Source organism: Mesorhizobium sp. P160187, assembly GCF_057766425.1.
Genome location: NZ_JBYMDX010000003.1, coordinates 2,376,756 through 2,398,972 on the forward strand (window position 1 = coordinate 2,376,756; position 22,217 = coordinate 2,398,972).

Annotated in this window: 23 protein-coding genes and 1 pseudogene; 16 read left to right on the top strand and 8 right to left on the bottom strand. The window is 64.1% G+C overall.

Translation table 11 applies throughout. From position 1 onward, the window contains the following. The 7 genes from AC3CCE_RS14975 (at position 1) to AC3CCE_RS15005 (ending at position 6,556) form a co-directional block, all read left to right on the top strand. Positions 1-1,101, top strand: a complete 1,101-nt coding sequence (locus AC3CCE_RS14975) for an FAD-binding oxidoreductase (protein ID WP_023755571.1) — start codon at positions 1-3, stop codon at positions 1,099-1,101. 161 nt (positions 1,102-1,262) lie between these two features. Then, positions 1,263-1,685: a PqqD family protein gene (locus AC3CCE_RS14980; RefSeq protein ID WP_023696905.1), complete on the top strand. Its 423-nt coding sequence runs from the start codon at positions 1,263-1,265 to the stop codon at positions 1,683-1,685. Between the two features lie 152 nt (positions 1,686-1,837). Further along, positions 1,838-2,887 carry a hypothetical protein gene (locus tag AC3CCE_RS14985; protein ID WP_023755572.1) on the top strand — a complete coding sequence of 350 codons (1,050 nt, stop codon included), beginning with the start codon at positions 1,838-1,840 and terminating at the stop codon, positions 2,885-2,887. Next, a complete protein-coding gene (locus AC3CCE_RS14990; protein WP_023755573.1) occupies positions 2,884-3,627 on the top strand; it encodes a glycosyltransferase family 2 protein in 744 nt (247 codons plus the stop codon). The genes AC3CCE_RS14985 and AC3CCE_RS14990 overlap by 4 nt, the downstream gene beginning before the upstream one ends. Positions 3,628-3,660: 33 nt before the next feature. Then, a complete protein-coding gene (locus AC3CCE_RS14995) occupies positions 3,661-4,413 on the top strand; it encodes a glycosyltransferase family 2 protein (protein WP_023755574.1) in 753 nt (250 codons plus the stop codon). After that, positions 4,398-5,090, top strand: a complete 693-nt coding sequence (locus AC3CCE_RS15000; protein ID WP_245260052.1) for a glycosyltransferase family 2 protein — start codon at positions 4,398-4,400, stop codon at positions 5,088-5,090. Before AC3CCE_RS14995 ends, AC3CCE_RS15000 begins: the two co-directional genes overlap by 16 nt. Continuing rightward, entirely contained in the window at positions 5,090-6,556 is a 1,467-nt protein-coding gene (locus AC3CCE_RS15005; RefSeq protein WP_352624101.1) for a nucleotidyltransferase family protein, read from the top strand. The genes AC3CCE_RS15000 and AC3CCE_RS15005 overlap by 1 nt, the downstream gene beginning before the upstream one ends. A gap of 45 nt (positions 6,557-6,601) precedes the next feature. Here the strand turns inward: AC3CCE_RS15005 and AC3CCE_RS15010 are convergent, their stop codons facing one another. From AC3CCE_RS15010 to AC3CCE_RS15035, 6 genes and pseudogenes are all read right to left on the bottom strand, one after another. Beyond that, positions 6,602-7,342, bottom strand: a complete 741-nt coding sequence (locus AC3CCE_RS15010) for an FAD-binding oxidoreductase (protein ID WP_352624099.1) — start codon at positions 7,340-7,342, stop codon at positions 6,602-6,604. Further along, a complete protein-coding gene (locus AC3CCE_RS15015; protein WP_352624097.1) occupies positions 7,339-7,950 on the bottom strand; it encodes a molybdopterin-dependent oxidoreductase in 612 nt (203 codons plus the stop codon). Before AC3CCE_RS15015 ends, AC3CCE_RS15010 begins: the two co-directional genes overlap by 4 nt. Positions 7,951-8,084: 134 nt before the next feature. Beyond that, positions 8,085-8,309, bottom strand: a pseudogene (locus tag AC3CCE_RS15020) (PDZ domain-containing protein); the annotation flags it as partial. Positions 8,310-8,330: 21 nt separating this feature from the next. Beyond that, complete coding sequence (locus AC3CCE_RS15025; protein WP_352624095.1) at positions 8,331-9,095, bottom strand: MBL fold metallo-hydrolase; 765 nt, start codon at positions 9,093-9,095, stop codon at positions 8,331-8,333. Continuing rightward, positions 9,095-10,261, bottom strand: coding sequence for a diphosphate--fructose-6-phosphate 1-phosphotransferase (locus tag AC3CCE_RS15030; protein ID WP_023694252.1), 1,167 nt, complete (start codon positions 10,259-10,261; stop codon positions 9,095-9,097). Before AC3CCE_RS15030 ends, AC3CCE_RS15025 begins: the two co-directional genes overlap by 1 nt. A 99-nt stretch (positions 10,262-10,360) precedes the next feature. Then, the gene (locus tag AC3CCE_RS15035) at positions 10,361-11,128 is read right to left on the bottom strand and encodes a L,D-transpeptidase (RefSeq protein WP_023668871.1); all 768 of its coding nucleotides are present in this window, start codon (positions 11,126-11,128) and stop codon (positions 10,361-10,363) included. A gap of 228 nt (positions 11,129-11,356) precedes the next feature. On the opposite strand from AC3CCE_RS15035, the gene AC3CCE_RS15040 reads away from it, so the two are divergent. The 3 genes from AC3CCE_RS15040 to xylB all read left to right on the top strand — a co-directional run bounded on the left by AC3CCE_RS15040 (position 11,357) and on the right by xylB (position 14,866). Beyond that, positions 11,357-11,980, top strand: coding sequence for a LysE family translocator (locus tag AC3CCE_RS15040; protein WP_023694251.1), 624 nt, complete (start codon positions 11,357-11,359; stop codon positions 11,978-11,980). Positions 11,981-12,004: 24 nt separating this feature from the next. Beyond that, the gene (locus tag AC3CCE_RS15045) at positions 12,005-13,330 is read left to right on the top strand and encodes a tetratricopeptide repeat protein (RefSeq protein WP_023694250.1); all 1,326 of its coding nucleotides are present in this window, start codon (positions 12,005-12,007) and stop codon (positions 13,328-13,330) included. Between the two features lie 81 nt (positions 13,331-13,411). Beyond that, positions 13,412-14,866, top strand: a complete 1,455-nt coding sequence (gene xylB / locus AC3CCE_RS15050; RefSeq protein ID WP_023711297.1) for a xylulokinase — start codon at positions 13,412-13,414, stop codon at positions 14,864-14,866. A gap of 191 nt (positions 14,867-15,057) precedes the next feature. Here xylB and AC3CCE_RS15055 read toward each other — a convergent pair whose 3' ends face one another. Beyond that, positions 15,058-15,420 (bottom strand): nuclear transport factor 2 family protein, encoded by a 363-nt coding sequence (locus AC3CCE_RS15055; RefSeq protein WP_023689938.1) that lies wholly within the window; start codon positions 15,418-15,420, stop codon positions 15,058-15,060. Between the two features lie 113 nt (positions 15,421-15,533). Here AC3CCE_RS15055 and xylA point away from each other — a divergent pair, with 113 nt between their 5' ends. Next, positions 15,534-16,859, top strand: a complete 1,326-nt coding sequence (gene xylA / locus AC3CCE_RS15060; RefSeq protein WP_023684279.1) for a xylose isomerase — start codon at positions 15,534-15,536, stop codon at positions 16,857-16,859. Positions 16,860-17,064: 205 nt separating this feature from the next. Further along, the gene (locus AC3CCE_RS15065) at positions 17,065-17,268 is read left to right on the top strand and encodes a hypothetical protein (protein WP_023668865.1); all 204 of its coding nucleotides are present in this window, start codon (positions 17,065-17,067) and stop codon (positions 17,266-17,268) included. A 61-nt stretch (positions 17,269-17,329) separates the two neighbouring features. Here AC3CCE_RS15065 and AC3CCE_RS15070 read toward each other — a convergent pair whose 3' ends face one another. Then, positions 17,330-18,310, bottom strand: a complete 981-nt coding sequence (locus AC3CCE_RS15070; RefSeq protein WP_023668864.1) for a GlxA family transcriptional regulator — start codon at positions 18,308-18,310, stop codon at positions 17,330-17,332. A gap of 78 nt (positions 18,311-18,388) precedes the next feature. Between AC3CCE_RS15070 and bcoG the strand changes: the two genes are divergently transcribed. Genes bcoG through AC3CCE_RS15090 form a run of 4 tightly spaced genes read left to right on the top strand, consistent with a single transcriptional unit; the run spans position 18,389 to position 22,216 of the window. Next, the gene (gene bcoG, locus AC3CCE_RS15075) at positions 18,389-19,312 is read left to right on the top strand and encodes a 3-dehydrocarnitine:acetyl-CoA trimethylamine transferase BcoG (RefSeq protein WP_023668863.1); all 924 of its coding nucleotides are present in this window, start codon (positions 18,389-18,391) and stop codon (positions 19,310-19,312) included. Between the two features lie 14 nt (positions 19,313-19,326). Beyond that, the gene (locus AC3CCE_RS15080) at positions 19,327-19,950 is read left to right on the top strand and encodes an HD domain-containing protein (RefSeq protein WP_352624090.1); all 624 of its coding nucleotides are present in this window, start codon (positions 19,327-19,329) and stop codon (positions 19,948-19,950) included. Positions 19,951-19,952: 2 nt separating this feature from the next. Further along, positions 19,953-21,047: a carnitine 3-dehydrogenase gene (locus tag AC3CCE_RS15085; protein WP_023831232.1), complete on the top strand. Its 1,095-nt coding sequence runs from the start codon at positions 19,953-19,955 to the stop codon at positions 21,045-21,047. 5 nt (positions 21,048-21,052) lie between these two features. Next, positions 21,053-22,216, top strand: a complete 1,164-nt coding sequence (locus tag AC3CCE_RS15090) for an acyl-CoA dehydrogenase family protein (RefSeq protein WP_352511101.1) — start codon at positions 21,053-21,055, stop codon at positions 22,214-22,216. Position 22,217: the final 1 nt, after the last annotated feature.

Sequence of the window (22,217 nt, forward strand, 5' to 3'; positions counted from 1 at the left end):
ATGACGGATCTTGGGCTCTATCGCCATCTTGACCAGATGGCGCCGTGGAACGATAGGCTGCAGGTGCTGGAAGTGATCGGCGTCAGCGACGAGGCGCCTGACGTCAAGACCTTCACCTTCCGCTCCGACAACCAGACCTGGTTCCGCTACAAGCCGGGCCAGTTCCTGACGCTGGAACTGCCGACACCGGACGGGCCGCTGATGCGCACCTATACGCTGTCGTCGTCGCCATCGCGGCCGTTTTCGATCGCGGTGACGGTCAAGGCGCAGGCCGGCAGCATCGGCACGCGCTGGATGTTCGACCATCTGGTGCCCGGTTCGCATGTCAAGGCCTACGGACCGGCCGGCGACTTCTCGTTGCACAGCCACCCGGCGGCCAAATACCTGTTCATTTCCGCCGGCTCCGGCGTGACGCCGATGATGTCGATGCTGCGCTGGCTGAACGACTGCGCGCCATGGACCGATGTCGGTTTCGTCAACTGCGCGCGGCGTGCCGAAGAGATCATCTTCCGCAAGGAACTCGAACTGCTCGGCGGCCATATGCCCGGCCTGTCGCTCGGCTTCATGATCGAGGAACGTTCCAGCCGCGAGGGCTGGTACGGTCACATGGGGCGCATCGACGCGATCCGGCTGCCCTTGCTGGCTCCGGATTTCCGCGAGCGCGAAATCTTCTGCTGCGGCCCCGATCCGTTCATGCGCGCCGTGCGCGGCATGCTGGATGCCGCCGGCTTCGACATGACGAAATACCATCAGGAGAGCTTTGCCGCGCCTGTGATGGAGGAAATTCCGGCGCCGTTTGCCTCCCCGGTCGAGGACGGCATCGCTGCACCTGTCGAAGCCGTGACGCCGATCCGCTTCTCGCTTTCGGAGGTCGATGCCGGCTGCGTCGCCGGCCAGACCGTGCTGCAGACCGCGCGCAGCTCGGGCGTGCGGATTCCCGCCGCCTGCGAGTTCGGCCTGTGCGGCACCTGCAAGGTGAAGAAGGTCTCCGGCGAAGTCGAGATGAGCCACAATGGCGGCATCCTCGACCACGAGATCGATGACGGTTTCATCCTTGCCTGCTGCTCGAAACCGTTGTCGGCGCTCGAAATCGAGGCTTGAGCCGGTCGACTTCGCCGCAACGGTCGCCGACGCAGGCGTTGTGTTCGCGGGTCTTTGTCTTGCCAAGCATAGGCCGAGTGATTTAGACGCACTTAGGAAGGGCTGGGCAGACCGTGAAGCCGGCGCATCCCTTCAGGGCGCATGGGACGGGGGACAGAGCGATGCAACAGCGGGTCTACGCGGTCGCAAGCAAGGACATCGTTTTCGAATCATTCGATGGCGAAGCCGTCGTTCTCGATCTTTCGAACGGCAAGTATTTCGGCTTTTCCGATTCCGGCAGCCGGGTCTGGCAGGCTTTGTCGTCCGGCGTCGCCACTGAAGCGCTGGTCGGAGCTGCCGCGGGCGCCGCAAAAATAAGCCTGGCCGACCTCGAAAGCTTCGTTGCCCGACTGCTCGATTTCGGGTTGCTTGCGCCAGCCGAAACACCGGCACAACCGCTTTCGGGCGAGCTGTCGTCTGCGCTTGCTGCCAGCAATGAGCCGCTCAAGGTCGATGTCCATGACGACCTTGCCGATCTCATCATTGTCGACCCGATCCATGAGGTCGAGGAACCTCTCGGCTGGCCGGCGGTGAAACAGGCATAATTGTTTCCCTAAAGCGCGTCGCGTTTGAACGGACTCAGGCGACGCGGTTTAGATCTTTGATTTTATGCATGTCGTCGTCTCAAAACCGGGGCCACCCCGAGCGACATGCATCAGGCGACCCGGCGCAATTCTGGACGCTGAACAACCAACACATGCCTTTGATCACGCTGCAAACCCTGCCGGATTATGCCCGCCATGTGCTGGCGGCCGCGGAAAGCGCCGCCGCCTTCTATCCCGTTGCCGCCAGCGTGCGGTTGCTGGGACTGGACCTGAGTGTCCACCTCGACCATGGCACGCTGGCGGAAGCCATGAGCCATGCCTTCATACCGGCCCCGGAAAATCCGTCTGCATCTGACGGCTGCCGCATTTTCGTCGCCCACCCGGGCATCGATGGCGTCCTCGCCCCGGCCACCTGGGGCCGAGGCGATTACAACCATCATGCCTTTGCCAACCGGCTGGAAGAGGCCGGATTGCGCGGCAGCTACTATCATGACCTCGATTTCTGGCAGTTCCATGATCCGCAACGCCATGTCGGGGCGCAGCTGATGATGGCGGCCGAGGCCTTTCCGCCATGGGAACAGGCGGCGCCGCTGCGCGCCTTCCTGCATTGGGAATATGCGGCGCGCGGCATGCGGCTTACCCATGCCGGCACGCTGGGCATCGATGGCAAGGGCGTGTTGCTGGCGGGCTCCGGGGGAGCCGGAAAATCGGGAACAGTCGTCGCCGGCCTGCTCAATGGGCTCGATAGCGTCGGCGACGACTATGTGCTGATCGACCGGACCGGGGGGGTGACGGCCTATCCGCTGTTTGCCACGCTCAAGCAGGATCCGGAGGGCTTCAAGCGGCTGAAGCTGGAGGAGCGGCTAAAGTCGTACCAACCGCTGAACTGGCAAGGCAAGCATGCCTTTCACATCAACGAGATCGCGCCTCGACCAACTCCTCCAAGTCTGGACATTATTGCTTTGATAGTGCCCCATATCAGGGGAGGTGCGAGAAGCTCGGTCATGCCCATATCGCGCAAGGATGCCATGATCGCCCTGGCGCCGTCAGGAATCGTGCAGATGCCGGGCGAGCGGGAAGCGGGCTTTCGCTTTTTCAGCGAGCTTACCCGCGATCTGCCATGCTACCGGCTGTCGCTGGGGACCGAGCCGCGCGAGATCGCCGGCACGATTGCGGATTTCGTCCTTCGGGGCTCCGCATGAAGTTGAGCGTCATCGTGCCGGTCTGCAATCGGGAGATCTATGTCGTTTCGACGTTGCGGTCCCTGCTCAGGCAACGCGACGATGCCGATCTCGATATCATCGTTGTCGACGATGGCTCGACGGACAGCTCCGTTGAAGCAGTCCGCGCCATCATGCGGGAAGCGTCGTGCATCCGCCTGTTCCAGCAGGCAAACCAGGGCGTGGCCAACGCGCGCAACACAGGGCTGAGGCAGTTGCTGCCGCAAACCGAACTGGTGTCGTTCCTGGATTCGGACGACGTCTCGCCGGCTGGACGATTCAAGGCTGGCCTACCCCTGTTCGCGGCCGACCCTGCGCTCGAGCTGACCTACTCGCTGATGACGCGCGTCGATCTCATGGACGACGAAGCCCTTCAGCCGGCACCGGGCGGCGCAGGTCCCACCGTGCGCGGCGTCAGCCTTAGCGCCGGGATATTCCGCAGGGCACTCATCGACCGTACAGGTGCTTTCGACGAGGAGTTCCGGCAGGGCGAAGACGCCGACTATCTGCTGCGCATTTTCGAAACCAGCCCAAAGCACATTTTTCCCGACACCGTCGCGGTATACTACCGGCGCCACCCCGGCAATTTGACCAAGCAAAGGGATGTGGCGGTGCGCGAATACCTACGTGTAATTCAGAAATCCTTGCGGCGGCGCAAGGCCGATCCGTCGCGGCGCCCGGTCGAGGGGCTTTTCGAGATCAAGCGCCCGGCAGAGTGGTGAAAGAATGAATAGATCACAGTCTGGAATGCGTGCGTGAAGCTGAGCGTGATCATGCCGGTCTACAACCGCGAACGCCATGTCGGCTCGGCGCTGCGCTCGCTGCTGAGGCAGCGCGATGCCGCCGATCTCGACATCATCGTTATCGATGACGGTTCGACCGACAGTTCGGTGGCGGTCGTGCGCTCGCTGATCGCGGAGGCGCCGTGCATTCGCCTTTTCCAGCAGCAGAATGCCGGGGTGACGCGGGCACGCAACGCGGGCTTGCGGCAATTGCTGCCGCAGACCGGGCTGGTATCGTTTCTCGATTCCGACGACATTTCCCCGCCGGGCCGCTTCAAGGCCGATCTGACCTGTTTCGACGCAGACCCCACCCTCGAGCTCACCTATTCGCGCATGACGCTGGTCGACGACATAGATGACGATACGCTGGAGCCGACAGCCGACAGCCACTCGGTGACGGTTCGCGGCATTCACCTGTCTCCCGCTATCTTCGTCCGGCGATTGGTCGAACGCATCGGCAGCTTCGACGAGGATTTCCACCAGGCCGAGGACACCGACTATCTGCTGCGCACTTTCGAAAGCGGGCCGAAATTCACGATGCCCGACACTGTTGCGCTCTATTACCGGCGCCATCCCGGCAACATGACCAGGCAGGCCGATGTTCCTTTTCGCGAATTCATGCGCGCCGTCTACAAGTCGATGAAACGGCGCGAGGCCGACCGCTCCTTGCACCCTGTCGACGGCATCTTCGATTTCAAGGAACTTGCGAATTGGCGTTTCCTGTGATGGCCAGCTACGGCGTCGTCATTCCGGCCTTCAACGCGACCGCCACCATCGCCGAGACGCTGCGATCGGTCGCGGCCCAGACGGTCCAGCCCGACGCCATAATCGTCGTCGATGACGGCTCGACCGACGATACGGTCGCGGTGGTCAATGCGCTGGGCATGCCGGTGCAGGTGTTGCGCCAGGACAATGCCGGACCAGGCAGCGCCACCACCAGGGGCATCGCCGCGCTGGCGACGCCCTTCGTCGCCACGCTCGATGCGGACGATCTGTGGCTGCCGACCAAGATCGAAAGGCAGCTGGAGCATTTCGAGCGGTTTCCCGCGACGGCAGGAGTCTTTGCCCACTGGCGGACGTTTCGCGATGACAAGCCCGATGTGCAACAGGACGTGGCCGTGGCGGGCTGGTCGCGCACGACGATGATGATCCGCCGGGAGGTAGCCGAGGCCGTCGGTCCGATCATCGACCCGCAAGGCGGTCGCGGCGACATGGTCGACTGGATCGCCCGTGTCCGCGAGGCGGGCTTTGCGCTTGCCATGCTCGACGATGTCCTAACCTTGCGCCGCATCCGGCCCGACAGCATGTCCTATGGACGCGACCCCGTGCGCGACCGCGGTTATGTCGAAGTCGTAAGGCTGGCCATGCAAAGGCGAGCAGCGAAAAAGGCGAGCGCCGACTGATGGCCAATGCCATGCGCCGTATCGGCCGTCGGTTTCCGGACTATGGTTGGTCATGGCCCACTGGCGGCCTCGACCAGTTGCTGAAGGCCGCATTGCTCCCCGATGAAGAGGCGGCCGGGGGCTATGCGGCGCGCTGGCTCGACGAGAACGATATCGACCATGCTGCTTTCCGCGAGCATCGGCTGCTGGCCGCGATCTCCGACAGGTTCGGCCGCAAGCTCGCTGGGCATCCGGCCTATCCACGTCTTGTCGGCCTGCAAAAGATGCTGTGGACCAAATCGCGACTGGCTGCGCGCGAGGCCGAGCCGGCGCTACAGGCCATGATCGACGCCGGCTGCGCGGTGATGCTTATCAAAGGCGCCAGCCGCATCGCCGTCAACGCGTCGGCGCAGCGCGGCCGGGTGGCGCATGACATCGACATACTGGTGCGCTCGCAGGCCATGATTGCCGCCTTCGATGTGCTTAGCGAACGCGACTGGCAGATCGCCACCGGCGTCAGTCCGCAATATCTGCGCACCAGGCTGGCGTCCTTGCGTTCGATGAATTTTTTCAAGGGCAGTTTCGGCGACATCGACCTGCACCAGCTCGCTTATGACGGGTCGCAGCAGAGCACCGAAGACGATCTGGCGGTCTGGCGGCGGGCGCTGTCAGCCGAATTCAATGGCGTCCGCGTGCTTGTGCCCTCGCCGGCCGACCGCATGGCGCTTGCCATCGCACATGGCGGCCTCGATGCCCACACCCACAGCGACTGGCTGGTCGACTGTGCGGTCACCATCGAGAGTGGCGCAGTCAACTGGGGCGTGTTCGCCGACATCATCGCCAAGCGGGGCCTCGCCGTCGCCGCGGCGGTGGCGCTCTCCTATCTCTGCCTGGAGATCGGCATTGCGGTGCCGGAGGCCGAACTTGCAAAGACGATTGAGTTGGCCGACCGCGCCGGCCTGTCGCGCTGGTCCTCGGTGCTGCAGGCAAAGCCGCGCACCGATTTCGGCGGCCTCGTTTGGCTGTCGCGCGGCTTTGCCAAGCAGTTGCGCCTCAAACGCAAAAAGGGCCGCCTGCAGCAGCCGACGCCCGCCGTCTGGCGCGGCAGGCCGACATTGCGCAAGGCAAGAGCGACGTCGGCGCCGTTTGCACTTTCCCAGCCCCTGCCGCGTCCGGACAGGACTGGAGCGATGGTGCTGGACGTCACCGTCAGGATCGTCGTTCCACCAATCCGGCGCCGCATCGAGATGGAAATCAATGCCGGCGGCGGCCATGTCGCCCGCCTGCGTTCCATGGTGATCAGCCGCGCCGGCGGCGGACGTGTGCTGCGCTTTCGCGGCAAGGTAACGGTGGACGACACCGGCCGGCCTCTGGTGATCGAGGCACGGCCATCGCGCCAGTTCCGCAACTGGGACAATGAGGCCGAAGTCGCCGCCTATGGCGCGCTGCCGTTCCAATTGCTGTCGGCAAGGTTTTCACCCGCCTGAGAGCGGGTGGCTGTTTCCATGAAACGGTGAACCACTGTGGCCCTCTCAGACGCCATAGCGCTCGGTGCGGATGATTTCCGCTGATATGCCGGCGTCGATCAGCGCCTGGGCAGCCGCCGAGACGAAGGCGTTCGACCCGCAGACGAAGGCGAGCGCCGGCGGCCGCGGCAGCCGCGTGAGCGCCTGCATGACCATTGCCGTGTCGATGCGCCTCGAATAGTCGGACGGGCGCCGTGCCGCCTCGCGCGTCAGCGTCAGCACCAGTTCGAACCCGTCGCCGCGGTCGCCGAGGCCGATCAGCTCGTCGCGGAAGATCACCTCGTCCCAGACCCGCACCGAAAACATCAGCGCGACCGGCACCGCCGATTTGCGCAAGGTTCGATGCCGCACCATCGCCATCAGCGGCACCACGCCGGAGCCGCCGCCGACCAGAAGCAGCGGCCCGCCATCCCCATCGGACCAGACGAAATGGCCGCCGAGCGGCCCGCGCAGTTCGATCTCGTCACCGACCGCGGCGATGTCGTGGAAGAAGGGCGAGACTTCACCGTCGTCGAGCTTCTCGATCGCCAGCTCGATCGTGGCGCCGCTCTCCGGCGCCGAGGCGATGGAATAGGAGCGGCGCGCCTGGTAGCCGTCAGGCGCCGTCAGCCTGACGTCGACATGCTGTCCGGCGCGATAGGCGAATGGCCGTGACAGCGCGAAAAAGAAACTGGTGACGCGTGGCGTCCGCTTTTCGATCCGGGTGATTTTCGCCGTCTGCCAGGGAGATTGCGGCGCTTCGCTCATGGATCGCCGCTATAGCGCTGCTCGCGCCACGGGTCGCCATAGATGTGATAGCCGCGCAATTCCCAGAAGCCCGGCTCGTCGCGCTCGGTGAACTGCAGCCCGTTCAGCCATTTGGCCGATTTCCAGAAATAGAGATGCGGCACCAGGAGCCGCGCCGGGCCGCCATGGTCGGCAGTGATCGGCTTGCCTTCATAAAGCAGCGCCACCATCGCCTTCCCCGCGGTGAGATCCTTGGCCGGCACGTTGGTGGTATAGCCGTCACAGCCATGCGCCAGCAGGAAGCCGGTCGGCGCTTCGATGCCTGCATCGGCAAGAATGTCGTCGACCAGCACGCCTTGCCAGGCGGTATCGAACTTGGTCCAGGCGGTAACGCAATGGATGTCGCGCGTCATCTTGGTCAAGGGCAGCGCGTTGAACTCGGCCCAGTTCCATTTCTTGATCGGGCGCGGCCCGTGCTTGAGCGTGAACGACCAGTCCTCGGTGCGCACCCGCGGCGTCGGCCCCGCCGACAGCACCGGAAAGCCCTGTTCGAGATACTGACCGGGCGGAATGCGCGCATCGGTCTCCGTCGGAGGCTTTCGACCGGAGGAAAAACCGCGAGTGACCATCGGACTGTCCGTTTTTAGCAGGCCATTGCCGGCCTGCCGTAATGTTCTCGAAGATGTCGCGGCGGGCAACAGGAATTTTGGCGGGGCCGTGCGGCAGGCCTGCCGATCGTTCAGCGAGCCCGCCGCATCATGTCTCAACCGGCGGCGAAGGGTACGGCGACGAAGATTTGCGCGTCGCCCCGGTCGACCAAAAGCAGCACCGACTTCCGGCCCGATCTGCCGGCCTTGGCGATCGCCTGGTTGGCTTGCCGCGCATCCCGCACGGGCGACCGGTCGACGGCGACGATGACGTCGCCCGGCTGCAGGCCGGCATTGGCAGCTGCCTTGTCCGGATTGACGCGCTCGACCACGGCGCCACGCTGGTTCCAATCACAATGTCGTCAGAGGCCTCCGGTGCGCCTGAGATAGGCTGTGGCGATCTCGCGCATCCGGTTGCCGTCGAAGCTCGGCCCATGGCCGCCATGGCCGAGGCGAACAGGCAGGTCAAGGAGCCGCTGCATGGTACGGCGATAATCAGGCCGGGAGGAATCCGGCAGGTCGTCGATCAGCGTGGAATCGTAGATGGCGTCGCCGGCAAAGAACAGGCCGTCTGCCTCGTCGAACAAAGCGACCGAATCCGGCGAATGTCCGGGCAGATGCAGGACGCGGAACTGCCGGTCGCCGAGGTCGACGATGTCGCCCTCGTCCAGCGTGCGCGTCAGCGGCGCCGGCGGGATCTTGTAGTCGGCCGCCGTCCAGCCCGGCGCCGGCAATTTCGAAACGGCGCCGTCGAGATTGTTGAACATGTAGGCGTAGGTCACCTGATCGTTCATGGTCTCGAAATGCTCGGCACTGTGCCGCGGCCCGGCGCGCAGCGGAAACTCGTGCAGCGAGCCGACATGGTCGAGATGGATGTGGGTGGCGACAACGATGAGCGGCTTGCCCTCGGGCGTGTCGATCTCAGGCGCCAGCGGGCAGATGCCCATGCCGGTGTCGACCAGCAGGTCGGCGTAGCGTCCCCTGAAATGCCAGATGTTGGCGCGCACGAAATCATGCACGAACGGCTCGGTCAGCATCGTCGTGCGGTCGTCGATGATCGTCTTGCCGAACCAGTCGCCGACAACGCGCTCGCCACCAAAACGGGTGCCGCCAAAACGGCCGCCCATCAGACGAAGGGCTTTCCCACCTTGTATTTTTCCGGCACCAGCCGCTTCAGGTAAGCCATGCCCGCTTCCGACAGCTGGTTGACATCGGGCTTCATGAAATCGTCGGGCATATGGCGCGTCTTGCCGGCGACGTTCTTCAGCGGCACCTTCTTCAGCACGGTTTTCGTGCCGTCATATTGCAGCGCCACCGAGCCACCGCCTTCGCTGGCAACGGCAACCGCGAAGGCGCCGGCGTCGAAAGCCTCCTGCGCGTCGACGGCGCTGATCGCGCCGACATAGCCGCGCGGCATGTAGCCAAGCGCATCGACGCGGGCGCGCTTGCCCGGGAGGCCTTCGGCGAGCGCACGTTCCAGAGCTGACGGCAGGTCGCTGCCCGACAGTTTGACGTTGCCATGCGCGTCGCGCTCGAGCTTGTCCGGCGGCACCAGGCTTTCGACCAGCGCCTTGCCGTCGGCGGTGCTGACTCCTTCGGAGACGGCGACGATGCAACGCTTGTGGCGGTCGAGCGTGGCGCGCACGTCGTCGATGAAACCGGCGGCGGAGAATGGCCGTTCCGGCACGTAGATCAGATGCGGGCCGCTGTCGGGATCGAGCTGCCAGGCTGCAGCCGCCGCGGTTAGGAAGCCGGCATGCCGGCCCATGACGATGCCGACATAGATGCCGGGCAATGCGCGGAAATCGAGATCGACGGACAGGAAGGCGCCGGCGACGAACTCGGCCGCCGAGATGAAGCCCGGCGTGTGGTCGTTTTCCTCGAGGTCGTTGTCGATGGTTTTTGGCGCATGGACGAAAGCGATGCTGCCGCCGGCTGCGTCGGTCAGGATCTGCTGCGTGCCCGACGTGTCGTTGCCGCCGATATAGATGAAGGCGTCGGCGCCGGCCTTCTTCAGGCCCTTGAGGATGACCTCGCAATAGGCAGCGTCGGGCTTGTCGCGTGTCGAGCCGAGCGCGGCACTCGGCGTGCCGGCGATCAGCCGCAGCCGGTCCTCTGGGATGGCGGAGAGGTCGACATAGTTGCCGTCACGAATGCCGCGCACGCCGTGGAGCGAGCCCAGCACCTTGGCGCCGGGATGGCGCTTGCGGACTTCCAGCGTGGCCCCGACAACCGTCTGGTTGATGACGGCGGTCGGGCCGCCGCCCTGTGCGATGACAAACGTTCCAGCCATGCTCGATCTCTCCCGGCGCTGTGGTTTTCAAGGCACCTTGGCCTAGCTTGCCGCATCGCGCAACGGGAGTTTCCAGCGGCGCCAAACCGCCGCACAGGATCAGACGACGACGACCGGGTTCTTCTTGGAAACGCGGCTGTAGAGGTCGATGATATCCTGGTTGATCAGGCGCACGCAGCCCGACGACATCGCCTGGCCGATGCTCGCCCATTCCGGCGAACCGTGTATGCGGTAGCCGGTGTCCTTGCCGTCCTGGTAGATGTAAAGAGCGCGTGCGCCGAGCGGGTTGGTGAGGCCACCGGGCTGGCCGTTTTGCCATTTCACCAGTTCCGGCTTGCGCTGGATCATCTCCGGCGGCGGCGTCCAGGTCGGCCATTCCTTGCCGTACTGGATGTTGGCGCGGCCGGACCAGCGGAAGCCGTCCTTGCCGATGCCGACGCCGTAGCGGATGGCGTCGCCGCCCTCCTGCACCAGATAGAGCTTTCGCTCCTGCAGATGGACGACAATGGTGCCGGGCGCCTCGCCGGTCTCGTTGACGACGATCTGGCGGCGGAACTCCGGCTTGACCTTCTGATAGGGCACCGCCGGCACTTCGAAGCCGCCATCGTTGAGCGAAGCGTACATGACATCGGGGCCGGTGACGTTCTTGTCGACGCTGATCGCCGGACGGATCGGCCGCACCGAGCCGGTGACCGTGTCATCCAGCTGGAATTGCGGCAGCTCGAGCGTCGAAGTGCTGCAGCCGGCCATGCCGAGTAGCGTCATGGCGCCGGCCCCTGACAGGACGAAGCGGCGGGAATAGAGATGTTCGGTCTCGTTTGCGTCGCCATTTGCTGGCGGCGTCACATTCTGCGGCAACTCACGCATGCACCCAACCCTACGCTGTCGGCGGGAAACACGGTCCGGCCGGATAGCAGGCAGTTTCGCCAAACATGGTTGAAAAAGGGTGAAGGCCCAACGACCGGCATTAAACTTGTGCCGCCAATAGCCGCAGCGGTCGGGCGAAATGGTCCGCAGTGCATTTTTGGGAGAGGGCTCTTTACATTCCTCCGCACACGAGGATTTATCCTTTTCTTTGCGCTCAAGGAGACAAAGATGTCGTTCGAAAACTGGGCCGCCTTCGCCGCCGCCTCGGCCGTGCTGCTCATCATTCCGGGCCCGACCATTCTTCTGGTCGTGTCCTATGCGCTGGGCCAGGGCTGGCGCACTGCCTTGCCGATGGCCGTCGGCGTGGCGCTGGGCGACTTCACCGCCATGACCCTGTCGATGCTGGGCATCGGCGCGCTGCTGGCCGCGTCGGCGACCGTGTTCACCATTCTGAAGCTGATCGGCGCCTGCTATCTGATCTATCTCGGGGTAAAACTGTTTCGCGCCGGCGGCGCGCTCAAAGCCGAACCACGCACAGATGCCGTCTCGGCCGCCAAGATGATGGCGCACGCCTGGCTGGTCACCGCACTCAACCCGAAGAGCATCACGTTCTTTGTCGCCTTCCTGCCGCAGTTCCTCAATCGGGAAGCCGATTTCTGGACACAGATGCTGATCTTCGAAACGACCTTCCTGGCGCTCGCCTTCGCCAATGCCTTCGGCTACGCGCTGATTGCGGCGCGCGCCCGCAACGTCGTACGCAACCCCAAGGCGATCCGCATCTTCAACCGCACCGGCGGCACGCTGCTGGTCGGCGCCGGGATCGCCACGGTGGCGATGCGCTCGGGCCATTAGGAACTGCGGAGCATCAGGGCCGATATGGCAGTAAGAGATCCATTCGGCCTAATGTTTTCGGGCGCGACCGAGGCCGGGTTTTCACCCTACAGCCAGGCCGTTCATGAATTGCAATGCTTCGTCGGCGACCCGGTCGGCTCCGTTGACCGCGCCATATCGGCGGATCCCGGTTTCGTCATGGCGCATGTCTTCAAGGGGTATCTGTTCGGCCTCGCCACCGAACGCGAGGCAACGGCGGTCGCCCAGGCATGCCATGCTGCGGCACTGCCGCTTGCCGCGACGCCGCGCGAACAGGCGCATGTGGCGGCCCTTGGCCACCTTGCCGAGGGACGCTGGCATGACGCCGCGCGCCTGCTCGAAGATATCGCCATCGACAACCCGCTCGACGCGGTGGCGTTGCAGGTCGGCCACCAGATCGACTTCTTCACCGGCAATGCCCGCATGCTGCGCGACCGTATCGGCCGCGCGCTACCGTCCTGGCAGAGCGGCATGCCAGGTTATCACGCCATTCTCGGTATGCAGGCCTTCGGTCTCGAGGAGATGGGCGACTATATCAGAGCCGAAAGTTTCGGCCGACAGGCGATCGAGATCGAGCCGCGAGACGGCTGGGCGCAGCACGCGGTCGCCCATGTCATGGAGATGCAGAGCCGGCAACGGGACGGCATCGCCTGGATGCGCGCCAATCCCGAGGCGTGGACCAAAGAGAGCTTCCTGCAGGTGCATAATTGGTGGCATCTGGCGCTGTTCCACTACGATCTCGGCGAGACCGACGAGGTGCTCAAACTCTATGACGGGCCGATCTATGGCGAGCGTTCGACGCTGGCGCTGAACATGGTCGATGCATCCGCGATCCTGTGGCGGCTTTATCTCGGCGGTGTCGATGTCGGCGACCGCTGGGCAGCGCTCGCCGCCAACTGGGCGCCAAAGGCTGGAGCCGGCAATTACGCCTTCAACGATGCGCATGCGATGATGGCATTCGTCGGCGCCGGGCTCGAAGCGTCGGCCAAGATCTTGCTCGAAGCCCAGCACGAGGCGATGCGCGGCAGCGACGACAATGCCGCCTTTACCCGGGATGTCGGCCAGCCACTGACGGAAGGCATCAAGGCATTCGGCGAGGGCAATTACAGCGAAGCGGTGCGCCTGATCCGACCGATCCGCGCCATTGCCCATCGCTTTGGCGGCAGCCACGCCCAGCGCGATGTGATTGATCTCACGCTGATCGAGGCGGCGTTGCGCGCCGGCGACACGGCGCTTGCCTGGGCGTTGACCGCCGAGCGCGCACTGGTCCGGCCGGACAGTCCGCTGTCGGCGCTGTTTTCGCAACGCGCCGCCAATTTGTCAGAGAATTGACCCGCGGCGGATCTTGTTTTAAAAACTGGCAAGCCAGATTTTTTCGAGACCCGAAAAAATTAATGGCAATGGGAGGAATGCATGTATCTCGGCCTCGATCTCGGCACGTCGGGCGTCAAGGCGCTGTTGATCGATGCCGGGCAGAAGATCATCGGCTCCGGCCATGCTTCGCTTGACGTATCGCGGCCGCATCCCGGCTGGTCCGAACAAAACCCCGCCGACTGGATCCGCGCCTGCGAGACGGCCATTGCCGAGCTGAAAGCCTCGCACCCGAAAGAGCTTGCCGCGGTCAAGGGCATCGGCCTTTCCGGCCATATGCATGGCGCCACCTTGCTCGATGCCGGCGACCAGGTGCTGCGCCCCTGCATTCTGTGGAACGATACGCGCAGCCACGCTGAGGCCGCGGCGCTCGATGCCGACCCGCGCTTTCGCCAACTCACCGGGAATATCGTCTTCCCCGGCTTCACGGCGCCGAAACTCGCCTGGGTGAAGAACAATGAGCCCGCGGTTTTCGCCGAGGTTGCAAAAGTGCTTTTGCCGAAGGATTTCCTGCGGCTGTGGCTGACCGGCGAGCATATCTCAGAAATGTCCGACTCGGCCGGCACCTCCTGGCTCGATGTCGGCAAACGGCGCTGGTCCCCCGAGTTGCTTGCGGCGACATCGCTCGACGAAAGGCAGATGCCGTCGCTGGTCGAAGGCACGGAGAAGGCTGGAGCCTTGCGCGCCGAACTGGCCGCCAGCTGGGGCATAGCATCGGGCACCCCGGTTGCCGGCGGCGCCGGCGACAATGCGGCTTCAGCCTGCGGCATGGGCACGGTCGGCGCCGGCCACGCTTTTGTGTCGCTGGGCACATCTGGCGTGCTGTTTGCTGCCAACGCTTCCTACCTGCCCAATCCGGCAAGCGCGGTGCACACCTTCTGCCATGCCCTGCCCAACACCTGGCACCAGATGGGGGTCATCCTGTCTGCGACCGATTCGCTGAACTGGCTTTCGGAGATTTCAGGCAAGAAGGCCGGCGAATTGACCGCCGAACTTGGCGATGTGCTGAAAGCGCCGAGCGGGGTGTCGTTCCTGCCCTATCTCTCGGGCGAGCGCACGCCGCACAATGATTCCGCCATTCGTGGGTCCTTCACCGGACTGGCGCATGAGTCGAGCCGCGCGGTGCTGACGCAGGCCGTGCTTGAAGGCGTCGCCTTCGCATTCCGCGACAGTCTCGAAGCCTTGAAGACCGCCGGCACGGATTTGACGCGGGTGACGGCAATCGGCGGCGGCTCGCGCTCGCGCTACTGGCTGAAGGCGATCGCTACGGCGCTGCAGGTGCCCGTGGACATTCCGGCCGACGGCGATTTCGGTGCTGCCTTTGGCGCGGCGAGGCTTGGTCTGATCGCGGCGACAGGGGCTGATCCGCTGGCGGTGTGCACGGCGCCGAGGACGGATGCGACGATCGAGCCGGATGCTGCGCTTGGCGGGGCGTATGCCGATGCGTACCAGCGCTACCGGGCGCTATACCCGGCGATAAAAGGCATGACCGCGTGAGTCGGCGCGAGGCACCCCCCTCTGCCCTGCCGGGCATCTCCCCCGCAAGGGGGGAGATCGGCAGCGTCGGCGGGTATGCCAGTCTTGTAAGGTGGGTGATTAGCGAAGGCGTGGATGCCAGCCAATCTCCCCCCTTGCGGGGGAGATGCCCGGCAGGGCAGAGGGGGGTGTCTCGCGCCACCCTTAATCGATCACTGCGCCGGCACCTTGTCCAGAAACCCGGTGACGCTCTTCAGGCGCCCATTTTCGATAACACCGATATCGGTGCCTTCGATAACCGACGGCACGCCTTCCGGCCCAAGATTCCACGAGAAGCGGATGCGGTCGCCAAACCCGTCCGGCGTACCCTTCAGCGAGAACCGGAAGCCGGCGAAGCGCTGCTGTACGCCGTCGATCAGCCCAGCAACGCCGGCGTGGCCGTCGCCCTGCATGAGCGGATCGCGGTAGCTGACGTCTTCGGTGAAGGTGGCCTTGAGCAGTTCGGCACGGCGATCCGCATCGGCCTCGTTCCAGGCGGTGATGTAGTTCTGGGCGATCGTATTGAGGTCGGTCATGGTCTGTCTCCTTCGTTGAGTGGCTTTGACACGAGGCTTTTCACCCCAAGCGAGAGCGAAACCAATTACGCCTGAGGTAATCAGGGTGAACTATTCGAGAGAGGACAGAAATCATGAGCAGCGGATTTTTCGGCGACATCAAAGCGATCAAGTATGAGGGGCCGGATTCCACCAATCCGCTGGCCTACCGCTTCTACAATCCCGACGAGGTGGTGGCCGGCAAACGGCTGGAAGACCATCTGCGCTTCGCCGTCGCCTACTGGCATTCTTTCGCCTGGCCGGGCGGCGATCCCTTTGGCGGCCAGACCTTCGACCGGCCCTGGTTTCCCAAGGCTGGCGGCGTCGACACGATGGAACTGGCCAAGCTGAAAGCCGACGTCGCCTTCGAGATGTTCTCGCTGCTCGGCGCGCCCTATTTCTGCTTCCACGACGCCGACGTGCGGCCGGAAGGCAAGGATTTCTCCGAAAGTGCCGCGCGGCTCGACGAGATCGCCGACTATTTTGCCGCCAAGATGAAGAAGACCGGCGTCAAACTGCTCTGGGGCACGGCCAACCTGTTCTCCAACCGCCGCTTCATGTCGGGCGCCGCCACCAATCCCGATCCGGATGTCTTCGCCTATGCGGCGGCGACGGTGAAAAGCTGCATCGACGTCACGAAGCGGCTGAAGGGCGAGAATTATGTACTGTGGGGCGGGCGCGAGGGCTATGAAACGCTGCTCAACACTGATCTTGCTCGCGAGCAGGAGCAGGCCGGGCGCTTCCTCAGTCTCGTCGTCGACTACAAGCACAAGATCGGCTTCAAAGGCACGATCCTGATCGAGCCGAAGCCGCAGGAGCCGACCAAGCATCAGTACGACTACGACGTTGCCACGGTCTACGGTTTCCTCAAGCGCTTCGGGCTGGAGAAGGAAGTGAAGCTGAACATCGAGCAGGGCCACGCGATTCTTGCCGGCCATTCCTTTGAGCACGAGCTGGCGCTGGCCAATGCGCTCGGCGTCTTCGGCTCGATCGACATGAACCGCAACGACTACCAGTCGGGCTGGGACACCGACCAGTTCCCCAACAATGTGCCGGAGATGGCGCTGGCCTATTACCAGGTGTTGCAGGCCGGCGGCTTCAAGACCGGCGGCACCAATTTCGACGCCAAGCTGCGCCGCCAGTCGCTCGACCCGCAGGACCTGCTGATCGGCCATATCGGCGGCATGGATTCCTGCGCACGAGGTCTCAAGGCAGCCGCCAAGATGGTCGAGGACAAGGCGCTGTCGGGTCCGCTGGCCGAGCGCTATGCCGGTTGGAACACGGCCGAGGGCAAGGCGATGCTGTCGGGCAAGCGCTCGCTGGAAGACATCGCCGAGCGCGTGGTGAAGAAGAAGATCGAGCCGCAGCCACGCTCCGGCCGCCAGGAGTTGCTGGAAAACATCGTCAACCGCTACGTCTGAGGGCGGAAAGCCGATTCGTTGTGCTCAAGGGTGGCTGGATAACATTCCGGCCGCCCCGGAATGGGGTTTGCGCAAGACCCTATCCGACGACAAGGGTTTGCCCTTTGGCGCCCCTCAATGACCTCGCTCTTGCCTTCAAACTGCCGTCACGTATCTCGTATAAGGATGCGGTTGTGGCGGGTGAAAAGGAAGGAGGCGAACCGATATGCAGCATGAACGCGAAATCGACGCCCTGCTCTCATCCGGCGAGACCGGATCGATCATCGACCGGCTGATGGCGCTGCCGCGGCCGACCGACAGCGTGAAAAACGAATGGGATCGTGCTGTCAGCAGCCGATTTGAAGTCCGTCTGGCGAGGCAGATGCGCTCGCAGATGGACGCCGGCAGCGATCGACAGAACGCAGCCTGATCTCCCTTTGTCCGTGCATGTCGTAATCCCAAAACCGCGACACACTTTTGGGCGACATGCATCAACCTCGGCGCAGCCTGACCGGGGCTTCGCCGAACGCTCTTGAAAACGCTCTGGAAAATGCCGCGGCGGACGAGAACCCCGTCCGCCCGGCAATATCCGCCATGGCGATCCGCGTGTCGACCACCAGCCGCCGCGCCGCGCCCAGCCGCAGCCTGAGATAATATGCGCCCGGCGTCTCGCCGATCGACTTGCGAAAAATGCTCTCCAATGTCCGCGCCGTCACCCCGGCGCGTTTTGCCACCGCGTCGATGGTCAGCGGCTGGTCGACATGCGATTCCATCAGCCGGATAGCCTGCGCCAGACGCGGGTCGTAGCCGTCGAGCCGGCCGAGCGAGACCAGCGGCTGCGCGTCGGTCGCGGCGCGCGCCTGGTCGTAGATGAAGACGCTGGCGACATCGAGCGCGACGGCCATGCCGAGCCGGGTGCGGATCAGATGCAGCATCAGGTCGAAGGTCGGCGACGCCCCGCCCGAGGTGAACACCGGTCCGTCGATGACGTAGCGGTCCGGACGCACGTCGACGCCGGGAAAGGCGGAGGAAAAATCCTCCATGTCTTCCCAATGGGTGGTGGCGCTGCGGCCTTCGAGGAGGCCGGCGCGCGCCACCAGCCATGTGCCGGCCTCGACGCCGCCGCAGGCGCGAGCCGCGCGGGCCGCTCGCCGTAATCCGGAAAGCAGAGCCGATGTCGCGTAATTCTGGGTGCCGAAGCCGGCGACGACGACAAGCACGTCGGTCGGCTCGGCCGCATCGAAGCGGCCCCTGACCGCCACCGGCAGGCCGCATGTGGTGACCGGCGCCTCGCCGGTGACCGAGACCAGTTTGAAATCGAACAGCGTCTCGCCTGAGATGCGGTTGGCGGCGCGCAGCGGGTCGACGGTCGACGCCACGCACATGATGGACGAGCCTGAAAACACCAGCAACGTCACCTTGAGCGGCGATCGCTCAGCGCGAAAGATGGTCGGTTTTTCGCTTTTGATCACGAGAGCTTCGTAAATTGCAAAACAGTTTCCGGCAAGTCGGTCATTGTTAGGGTCTGTTTCTATGGGGAGGAGATGTCCATGCCGCTCGCGATGAACCGTGAGGTTTTCATTACCTGTGCCGTGACCGGGTCCGGCGGCTCGCAGGACCGCTCCCCGCATGTGCCACGCTCGCCCAAGCAGATCGCCGATTCGGCGATCGATGCGGCCAAGGCCGGTGCCGCCATCGTCCACTGCCATGTCCGCGACCCCGAGACCGGCAAGCCGCGCCGCGATGTCCATCTCTACCGCGAAGTGACGGACCGCATCCGCGCGGCAGAAGTCGATGTGATCCTGAACCTGACCGCCGGGATGGGCGGCGACATGGTGTTCGGCTCACCGGAAGCGCCCCTGCCGCTCAATGAAAAAGGCACCGACATGGGCGGCGCCACCAACCGCATGGAACATGTGCGCCAGTGCCTGCCGGAAATCTGCACGCTGGATTGCGGCACCATGAACTTCGCCGAGGCCGATTATGTCATGACCAACACGCCCGGCATGCTGCGCGCAATGGGCGGCATGATGACGGCGCTCGGCGTCAAGCCGGAGATCGAAGCCTTCGATACCGGCCACCTCTGGTTCGCCAAGCAGCTGGTCGAAGAAAAGGTCTTGAATCCCGACGCGCTGGTGCAGCTCTGCATGGGTGTGCCGTGGGGGGCGCCGGACGACCTCAACACCTTCATGGCCATGGTTAACAACGTGCCGTCGACCTGGAACTGGTCGGCCTTCGCCATCGGCCGCAACCAGATGGCCTATGCAGCCGCTGCAGTGCTCGCCGGCGGCAATGTCCGCGTCGGTCTCGAAGACAATCTCTGGCTCGACAAGGGCGTGCTGGCCACCAATGCGCAGCTGGTCGAGCGCGCCGCCAGCATCGTCACCAATCTCGGCGCCAGGATTTTGGGGCCGGAGGAAGTGCGCAGGAAGCTCAACCTCACCAAGCGGGCGCCGATCGCAGCGGCTGCTTAAGACGGGAGCGGATCATGGCTACCGTCAAATTCACTGCGATGAAGGATGGCGACAGGCAAGACTACGAGTTCCTGACCGCCCATGAGATCGACTATGCCGCCAAGACCGGCGAGCGGCTGCTCGACGCTTTGGTGCAGCTCGACGAAGGCCTGTCCGGCTACAAGATCACCCGGCTCGGCCATTCGCTGCAGGCGGCGACTCGTGCCTGGCGCGACGGCGCCGACACCGACTGGATCGCCTGCGCGCTGCTGCACGACATCGGCGACATCGACGCACCGTACAATCACGACGAATACGCCGCCTCGATCCTGAAACCTTTCGTGCGCGAGCAATGCACCTGGGTGGTGGAAAAGCATGGCGACTTCCAGCGGCTCTATTACGCGCATCATCTCGGCGGCAACCGCCATGCTCGCGACCGCTTCGCCAGCCATGCCTATTTCGACGATTGCGACCAGTTTTGCGAACGCTGGGACCAGTCGAGCTTCGACCCGGACTTCGACACGCTGCCGATCGAATTCTTCCGGCCCTTCGTGCTCGAAGTCTTCGCCCGCAAGGCCTACGACCCCTCCGTGATCCGCTCCGGCGAGCGCGTGCCTCTCATCGACCCTCAAACCGCCAAGACAAAAACCGGAGCCTGACCATGAGCATCATCAACAAGGCAGCCGCCATTGGCGGCGGTGTCATTGGCGCCGGCTGGGTGGCGCGGCTGCTGCTCAACGGCATCGACGTGTCGATCTTCGATCCGGACCCGGAAGCGTCGCGCAAGGTCTCGGAAGTGATGAAGGGCGCGCGCCGCGCCTACAAGCAGATGGTTCCCGGCGGCCTGCCCAGGGAAGGCAGACTGACCTTTGCCAAGACCATCGCCGAGGCGGTGGCCGACGCCGATTTCATCCAGGAGAGCGTGCCGGAGCGGCTCGACCTCAAACACCGCGTACTGGCCGAGATCGATCTCTACGCGCCGGCCAACGCCATTGTCGGCTCGTCCACCTCGGGCATCAAGCCGACCGACATGCAGGTGGCGATGAAGAAGCATCCGGAGCGTCTGGTTGTCGGACATCCCTTCAACCCGGTCTATCTGCTGCCGCTGGTCGAGATCGTCGGCGGCGAACAGACCTTTCCAGAGGCGATCGAGGTCGCAAAGGAGATCTATGCATCGATCGGCATGAAGCCGGTGGTGATCCGCAAGGAGATCGAGGCCTTTGTCGGCGACCGCCTGCTCGAAGCGGCCTGGCGCGAGGCGCTGTGGCTGATCAAGGACGGTATCTGCACGGTCGAGGAACTCGACGACATCATGCGCTATGGCTTCGGCCTGCGCTGGGCGCAGATGGGCATGTTCCAGGTCTATCGCGTCGCCGGCGGCGAGGCAGGCATGCGCCACTTCATGGCGCAGTTCGGGCCGTGCCTGAAATGGCCGTGGACCAAGCTTATGGATGTGCCGGAGTTCAACGACGAGCTGGTCGATCTTATCGCCTCCCAGTCGGACGACCAGGCGCACGGCCTGTCGATCCGCGAGCTGGAAAAGATCCGCGACGACAATCTGGTCGCGATCATGGATGCTCTGTCGAAACAGAACAAAGGCAAGGGCTGGGGCGCCGGCGCCTTGCACAAGGACTATACCAGGCAGCTGGCCAAGCTGGCAGCGAAGAAGCCGGCCGCATCCAGGGCCGCCGAAAAGGCCAAGGCATCGAAGCCGGTGAAGAAGGCGGAAAAGCCGAAGAAAAAGAAGAAGGGCTGAGGACCATGGATTTCGGTCTTTCGGAGGAACAGAAGCTCATCGTCGAGACGACGCGCGCGTTCGTCGAGAATGAGCTTTACCCGCATGAACGCGAGGTCGAGCGCACCGGCGTGCTGCGCCGCGAGTTGATCGAGGAGATCAAGGTCAAGGCAGTCGAAGCGGGGCTCTATGCGGCCAACATGCCGGCCGATGTCGGTGGCGCCGGCCTCGATACGGTGACCTGGCTGCTCTACGAGAAGGAACTCGGCCGCGCCAACTATGCGCTGCACTGGACCTGCGTCGCGCGCCCCTCCAACATCCTGCTCGCCGGCACGCCCGAGCAGCGCGAAAAGTACCTGTTCCCGTGCATCCGCGGCGAGAAGTGGGACTGCCTGGCGATGACCGAGCCCGGCGCCGGCTCCGACCTGCGAGGCATGAAGGCGACCGCGGTGCAGGACGGCGACGACTGGGTCCTTAACGGCACCAAGCATTTCATCTCCCATGCCGATCTTGCCGATTTCGCGATTTGTTTCATGGCTTCGGGCGAGGAAGAAACGCCGCGCGGCAAGCGCAAGAAGATCACCGCCTTCTTCGTCGACAAGGGCACCAAGGGGTTCACCGTGCGCGACGGCTACCGTAACGTCTCGCATCGCGGCTACACCAACGCCATCCTCGAATTCGACGATTGCCGCCTGCCGGCAAGCCAGGTGCTGGGTGAGGTCCACAAGGGCTTCGACGTCGCCAATTCCTGGCTCGGCGCCACGCGCCTGCAAGTCGGCGCCACCTGTCTCGGCCGCGCCGAGCGGGCGCTCGGTCATGCCATCGAATATTCCGCGCAGCGCCAGCAGTTCGGCCAGCAGATCGGCAAGTTCCAGGGCGTGTCGTTCAAGCTCGCCGACATGGCGACCGAATTGAAGGCGGCGGACCTGATGGTGTTCGAAGCCGGCTGGAAGTACGATCAGGGCACCGTCACCGATCAGGACATGGCCATGGCGAAGCTGAAGGCTACCGAAATGCTCGCCTTCGTTGCCGACGAAGCCATCCAGATCCATGGTGGCATGGGGCTGATGGACGACCTGCCGTTGGAACGCATCTGGCGCGACGCCCGCGTCGAGCGCATCTGGGAAGGGACGTCGGAAATCCAGCGCCACATCATTTCGCGGGCGCTGCTGCGCCCGTTCGGGGCATAAC

What these genes read in the sequence shown, in the direction of transcription:
- AC3CCE_RS14975 (WP_023755571.1), top strand. Translation starts at nt 1, where the DNA reads ATGACGGATCTTGGGCTCTATCGCCATCTTGACCAGATGGCGCCGTGG.
- AC3CCE_RS14980 (WP_023696905.1), top strand. Translation starts at nt 1,263, where the DNA reads ATGCAACAGCGGGTCTACGCGGTCGCAAGCAAGGACATCGTTTTCGAA.
- AC3CCE_RS14985 (WP_023755572.1), top strand. Translation starts at nt 1,838, where the DNA reads ATGCCTTTGATCACGCTGCAAACCCTGCCGGATTATGCCCGCCATGTG.
- AC3CCE_RS14990 (WP_023755573.1), top strand. Translation starts at nt 2,884, where the DNA reads ATGAAGTTGAGCGTCATCGTGCCGGTCTGCAATCGGGAGATCTATGTC.
- AC3CCE_RS15005 (WP_352624101.1), top strand. Translation starts at nt 5,090, where the DNA reads ATGGCCAATGCCATGCGCCGTATCGGCCGTCGGTTTCCGGACTATGGT.
- AC3CCE_RS15010 (WP_352624099.1), bottom strand. Translation starts at nt 7,342, where the DNA reads ATGAGCGAAGCGCCGCAATCTCCCTGGCAGACGGCGAAAATCACCCGG.
- AC3CCE_RS15015 (WP_352624097.1), bottom strand. Translation starts at nt 7,950, where the DNA reads ATGGTCACTCGCGGTTTTTCCTCCGGTCGAAAGCCTCCGACGGAGACC.
- AC3CCE_RS15025 (WP_352624095.1), bottom strand. Translation starts at nt 9,095, where the DNA reads ATGGGCGGCCGTTTTGGCGGCACCCGTTTTGGTGGCGAGCGCGTTGTC.
- AC3CCE_RS15030 (WP_023694252.1), bottom strand. Translation starts at nt 10,261, where the DNA reads ATGGCTGGAACGTTTGTCATCGCACAGGGCGGCGGCCCGACCGCCGTC.
- AC3CCE_RS15035 (WP_023668871.1), bottom strand. Translation starts at nt 11,128, where the DNA reads ATGCGTGAGTTGCCGCAGAATGTGACGCCGCCAGCAAATGGCGACGCA.
- AC3CCE_RS15040 (WP_023694251.1), top strand. Translation starts at nt 11,357, where the DNA reads ATGTCGTTCGAAAACTGGGCCGCCTTCGCCGCCGCCTCGGCCGTGCTG.
- AC3CCE_RS15045 (WP_023694250.1), top strand. Translation starts at nt 12,005, where the DNA reads ATGGCAGTAAGAGATCCATTCGGCCTAATGTTTTCGGGCGCGACCGAG.
- xylB (WP_023711297.1), top strand. Translation starts at nt 13,412, where the DNA reads ATGTATCTCGGCCTCGATCTCGGCACGTCGGGCGTCAAGGCGCTGTTG.
- AC3CCE_RS15055 (WP_023689938.1), bottom strand. Translation starts at nt 15,420, where the DNA reads ATGACCGACCTCAATACGATCGCCCAGAACTACATCACCGCCTGGAAC.
- xylA (WP_023684279.1), top strand. Translation starts at nt 15,534, where the DNA reads ATGAGCAGCGGATTTTTCGGCGACATCAAAGCGATCAAGTATGAGGGG.
- AC3CCE_RS15065 (WP_023668865.1), top strand. Translation starts at nt 17,065, where the DNA reads ATGCAGCATGAACGCGAAATCGACGCCCTGCTCTCATCCGGCGAGACC.
- bcoG (WP_023668863.1), top strand. Translation starts at nt 18,389, where the DNA reads ATGCCGCTCGCGATGAACCGTGAGGTTTTCATTACCTGTGCCGTGACC.
- AC3CCE_RS15080 (WP_352624090.1), top strand. Translation starts at nt 19,327, where the DNA reads ATGGCTACCGTCAAATTCACTGCGATGAAGGATGGCGACAGGCAAGAC.
- AC3CCE_RS15085 (WP_023831232.1), top strand. Translation starts at nt 19,953, where the DNA reads ATGAGCATCATCAACAAGGCAGCCGCCATTGGCGGCGGTGTCATTGGC.
- AC3CCE_RS15090 (WP_352511101.1), top strand. Translation starts at nt 21,053, where the DNA reads ATGGATTTCGGTCTTTCGGAGGAACAGAAGCTCATCGTCGAGACGACG.